Raw genomic sequence first — 4,914 nt, 5'->3', positions numbered from 1 at the left:
GAAGAACGCACCGATGAGAGGGAAGGTGATCGACCGGAACTGCTGCCACGCGGATGCGCCGTCCAGCGACGCCGCTTCGTACATCTCCGCCGGGATGGTCTGCAGGCCCGACAGGTAGATGATGATCGCGAACGCGCAGGCCTGCCAGACGGCCAGCGCGACGATCGCCGTCCACGCCCACTGCTCGTTGGCGAGGATGTTGTCGGCGAACAGCGGGATCCCCGCGAGGATCTTGGGCAGCGAGTTCGAGAAGAAGAACTGGAACACGTACCCGATGACCAGGATCGCCAGGATGTAGGGCACGAAGTACACGCCTCGCCAGAAGTTGCGCGCCTTGATCTTGGCGTTCAGTCCGAGCGCGATCGCAAGCGAGAAGGCGTTCGTCAGGATCGTCGCGACGATGGCGAACAGGAACGAGAAGCCGTAGGCCTGCAGGATGCGGTCGTCCTGGAAGAGGTTGAAGTAGTTCGACAGTCCGACGAAGTTCCACGCACCGTACCCCGCGTAATTCGTGAAGCTGAAGAAGATGCCGACGACCACGGGAAGGGTGTGGAATGCGGCGAAGGCGATCACCGCCGGCCACACCATCCAGTAGTAAGTCGATGAAGCCCGCTTGGCCCCTGTTCTGACTCGGCCGGCTCGCTTCGGCGCTGTTTCGGCGGCGGTGCTGCGCACCGCTTGGGTGATCGTCATTGGTCGTCTCCCGTCGTTACCGGAATGGTGCGAGCGGCGACCTTGCGCCACTCGTTGTCGAGTGATTTGAGTGCGGCCTCCGCGTCGCCGTTGAAGAGGAACTCCTGATCGATCGGGATGAGCGGAACCGCGGGAGGGAACTGGTGATCGATGAACCCGGTGATCTTGCCTTCGTCGAAGAACGGCTTGACCGCCTGCAGCGCCGGGTCGTCGCTGATCTCGGCGCCCTCGACGGAGGGAACCATGTTCTGCGACGCCGCGAAGCCCTCGATCACGTCTGTCTGGAACGCGTAGTCGATGAAGCGCATCGCGGCGTCCTCATTGGGGCTGTTCTTGCCCATGGTGAAGACGACATCGACGCCGGACACCAGCAGCCGGTCTTCGGGGTCATCCGTTCCCGGGTACGGGAAGATGCCCATCTCGATGTCGGGGTTGACCTGCTTGATCGGGTTGGTGGCCCAGATGCCCTGGAGCAGCATGGCGACGTCACCGTTCGCGAACGCCGCGTTGCCCTCGTCGTAGGTCTCGCCGCGGTACCCCTCCTGCATGTAGGAGGAGAACAGGGTGTACTGCTGATCCATCATCTCGGCGAAGTTCTTCTCGAACGACACCTCGGAATCCGGGCCGACATCCGTGCCCTGCGCCCGCAGCTTGTCGAAGAAGTCGTCCTGAGCGGGATACGCTCCCAGCGCATTCCACGAGGGCATTCCAGTCCACGAATCGGCCAGCGTGCCGTAGAACGGGGTGATGCCCGCCGCTTGGAGGGCGTCGCAGACGGCGATGAACTCATCCCATGTCTCCGGAACTTCAAGCCCCTGCTCCTCGAAGATCGTCGCGTTGTAGATGACGCCATTGGCGTTGTTGACGTAGCCGAGTCCGTTCACCTCGTCGCCGTAGGTGCCGAGGTCGGCGAGGATCTCCTGCACCGCCGGGTTGATGGTCTCCAGCACCGGCTCATCCGAGAAGTCATGGAACACGCCTGCCTTGGCGAGACCGCCGAAGTTCCCGTTCGCGTTCAGGGTGACGATGTCGGGAATGCGGTCTTTGACCAGCAGGGTGCGAATCAGTGTGTCGGCATCCGCCACCTGATTCTGCACGACGCGGATGTCGGGGTTCTCGGCCTCGAAGTCCGCGATCATCTGATTGAAGTCCTCGAGCGCCTCGCCCTTGAACTGGAAGAAGTTCAGCGTCGTCACCCCGTCTGCGGAGCCGCTCGCGCAGCCGCCCAGCCCGATCGCGAGACCCGCCGTGGCGAGCACCGCGACCGCTCGGGCGGTCATTCGGATTCTCTTGGTCATCGTGCGCCTCCTTGCGCGGTCGTGCGTTTCGGTTGTGCTGTCTGTTCAGTTGTCGGCGACGAGTTCGACGACTCGGGCATGCTGCGGGAACTGCACCGGTGGGCGCAGGCCGACCGACTCCAGCTCGCGGCCGGTGAGGATCGTGTCCTGGTGCGCCCACGCGAGCGGAGACTGCCCGGGGTAGTCCGTGTTCTCGCCGATCGCGATCACGCGCACCCGATACCGGCGGTCGGGGTCGAGCCCGGGCATCCGCACCCGCCCCGCGGGGTACGCGACGGATGTCTCGGTCTGGGTGATCGTGAAAACGGCGGATGCCGCGTCCGCGGCCACCATTCCGCGGACGTCGATCCCGGGGTCCGTGCCGTCGACGTGGACGACCCGGCCCCTCGCGACCAGCGGGCGCAGCCGCTTCGCGAGCGCGACCCAGGCCGCGATCTGATCGCGCGTCGCGACGTCGACCGATGTGAGGTCCCACTCGATGCCGAAATGTCCGAAGAGGGCGACGGCACCGCTGAGGCCGACCGAGACCGTGCGTCCTGACGAGTGCACGACCGGGCTGGTCAGGTGCATGCCCATCAGCTCAGGCGAGACGACCAGGCCGGTGTAGCGCTGATTCGTGAGCCGTTCCAGCGGGTCGAGGCTGTCGCTGGTCCAGATGCGATCGGTGCGATCGAGGATGCCCAGGTCGACCCGGGCGCCGCCGGACGCGCAGCTCTCGATCTCGAGTCCGGGGTGGCGGGCCTTCAGCTCGTCCAGCAGGCGGTACACGGCGAGCGTGTGCGCGTGCACTCGGCTGACGCCCTCCGGACCGCTGCCCGCGTCGACGAGGTCGCGGTTGTGATCCCACTTCAGGTAGGCGATCGGGTACTCGTCCAGCAGCGCGTGCAGCCGCGCGGAGATGTAGTCGTACGCGTCCGGGTGGGCGAGGTCGAGCACCTGCTGCTGCCGCGCAGACGGGGGCAGAGTCATGCGGCCTCTCAGGATCCAGTCCGGATGCTGCCGGGCGAGATCGCTGTCGGGGTTGATCATCTCGGGTTCGACCCACAGGCCGAACTCCATGCCGAGGTCGCGCACGTGGTCGATCAGGGGGTGCAGACCCTCCGGCCAGACGCCCGCGTCGACGAACCAGTCGCCGAGTCCGGCGGTGTCGTCGCGCCGGCCGGTGAACCAGCCGTCGTCGAGCACGAATCGTTCGATGCCCACGCCGGCGGCGGCATCCGCAAGGGCGGTGAGCTTTACCAGGGAGTGGTCGAAGTACACCGCCTCCCATGTGTTGAGCGTGACCGGGCGCGGCCGGCGCGGATGCTGCGGTCGTGCACGCCACTCCTCGTGGAAGCGGGCCGACAGCTCGGTGAGCCCGTCGCCCCACGACCCGATGACCCAGGGACTCTGCACGGTCTCGCCCGGCGCCAGGATGACCTCGCCGGGCAGCAGCAGCTCGCCGCCGGCGAGGAATGCCTCGCCCGTCGTCACGCGCTCGGCGGCGACCCGGTGGTTTCCACTCCAGGCGACGTGGATGCCGTGGACCCGGCCACGCTCGAAACCGAACCCTGGCCGCCCCGCGGCCAGCAGCACGGTCGCATCGGCGCCGGGCCGGCCACGCCGGCTTTCACGAGTGTGGGTGCCGAACGTGAACGCGCGGCGCTGCGGGGTGCGCTCGCGCAGGTGGCGTCCGGTGGTGTCGAGCAGCTCGGTCGCGTCCCACGGCACGGGGAAGAGGACCTGCAACGACTGCACGGTGTAGGGCGTCGCACCGGTGTTGCGCAGCATGATGCGCTGGTGCAGCAGGCCGCTGGATCCGACCCGGAGCTCGACCTGCGCTGTCAGTCGCGCCTCGCTGTCGACGAGGGCGATCGTGGCGCGATGGTCGTTCGCCTGCACGCCGGCGACCTCGAATCGCAGGCTCGCGCCCGCCCCATCGCGGTGTCCTTCGATGGCCGGCGTGCCCAGCCATCCCGAAGCCTGCGTCGCGACCAGGCCCAGCCGCGGGGTGTCGTCGAGTCCGCCCGAGACGCGTTGCGGGCGCGCAGCCATCGCGAGCGAGGCGAGCGTGGCGGGCGTCGAGGCGGTGAGCTCTTCGCCCCAGTGCACGATGGCGGGATGGGGACCGGCCGCCATGTCGAGGACGACGCTGGTTCCGCCGCGATGCAGGTGCAGCACACTCGCTTGCGGTACCGGCTCAGCGGGTTGCTGTTCGCGAGCATCGACGATCGCATCATTGTGGGGGGACACGGATTATTTCTACCGCGGAACTAACTCTTCCGTCAAGGGGCAGTTGTTGTCTTTCTCAACCCGGATTCACGGCCGATTGGTGCCAGGATGGAAACAAAGCCGGGGGGTGTGATGCTGACGGAAAGCCACGAGGCGCTGGCGCGGGAGGTCCTCATTCACGGCCCGATCGGCCGCGGCGCCCTGGGTAGGCGATTAGGCCTCTCCCCCGCGAGCCTGACGCGGCTCGCCAAGCCGTTCCTCGAGCGCGGACTGTTCGTCGAACTCGGCGAGGAGTCCACCGGCTCGGTGGGGCGCCCGGTGCGCCCTCTCGACATCGCCCCCGACCTGGGCTCGTTCGCGGGCATCAAGGTCACCGGCGACACTCTCTACGCGGTGCTGACCGATGCGCGTGCGCGGCCTTTGGCCGAACGTGAGGTGGCGCTCGATGGAATCAGCCCCGAGGCGGTCGTCGCGGTTCTCGCCGAGCTGGTCTCGGGCTTCTCGTCGATCGCGCGCGCCCCGCTCGTCGGCGTCGGCGTCAGTCTCGGCGGCGCGGTCGACGATGCCGGCCGCGTCATCCGCGCGCCGTTCCTCGATTGGACGAACGTCGACCTCGGGCCCGCGCTGGAGTCCGCCGCCCGCATCACGGTCACCGTCGAGAACGACGTGGTCGCCCTCGTCGAAGCCGAGCGCTGGTTCGGCGCGGGACGGG

General features: G+C 67.5%; 4 protein-coding genes. 1 reads left to right on the top strand and 3 read right to left on the bottom strand.

Going from position 1 to position 4,914, the window contains the following annotated elements:
* The 3 genes from VFX99_RS03835 to VFX99_RS03825 form a co-directional block, all read right to left on the bottom strand.
* Window positions 1-693: sugar ABC transporter permease (locus VFX99_RS03835; RefSeq protein WP_329664994.1), on the bottom strand; the 693-nt coding region annotated here is incomplete at its 3' end.
* Window positions 690-1,991 carry an ABC transporter substrate-binding protein gene (locus tag VFX99_RS03830; protein ID WP_329664993.1) on the bottom strand — a complete coding sequence of 434 codons (1,302 nt, stop codon included), beginning with the start codon at window positions 1,989-1,991 and terminating at the stop codon, window positions 690-692. The genes VFX99_RS03830 and VFX99_RS03835, both read right to left, overlap by 4 nt.
* A 45-nt stretch (window positions 1,992-2,036) precedes the next feature.
* Window positions 2,037-4,109 (bottom strand): alpha-galactosidase, encoded by a 2,073-nt coding sequence (locus tag VFX99_RS03825; RefSeq protein WP_329664995.1) that lies wholly within the window; start codon window positions 4,107-4,109, stop codon window positions 2,037-2,039.
* Window positions 4,110-4,334: 225 nt separating this feature from the next.
* Here VFX99_RS03825 and VFX99_RS03820 point away from each other — a divergent pair.
* The coding region (locus VFX99_RS03820; RefSeq protein WP_329664992.1) for an ROK family protein at window positions 4,335-4,914 on the top strand (580 nt) is incomplete at its 3' end.

Origin of the sequence: Microbacterium sp., from assembly GCF_036277215.1 — a bacterium.
In the GTDB taxonomy this organism is placed as follows: domain Bacteria; phylum Actinomycetota; class Actinomycetes; order Actinomycetales; family Microbacteriaceae; genus Microbacterium.
Note: the sequence above shows the minus strand (reverse complement) of the source record. Positions and strands in the feature narration are given on the sequence as shown.

Excerpts from the sequence above, each read along its gene's own strand:
- VFX99_RS03825 (WP_329664995.1), bottom strand. The coding sequence starts at position 4,109 with ATGGCGGCCGGTCCCCATCCCGCCATCGTGCACTGGGGCGAAGAGCTC.
- VFX99_RS03830 (WP_329664993.1), bottom strand. The coding sequence starts at position 1,991 with ATGACCAAGAGAATCCGAATGACCGCCCGAGCGGTCGCGGTGCTCGCC.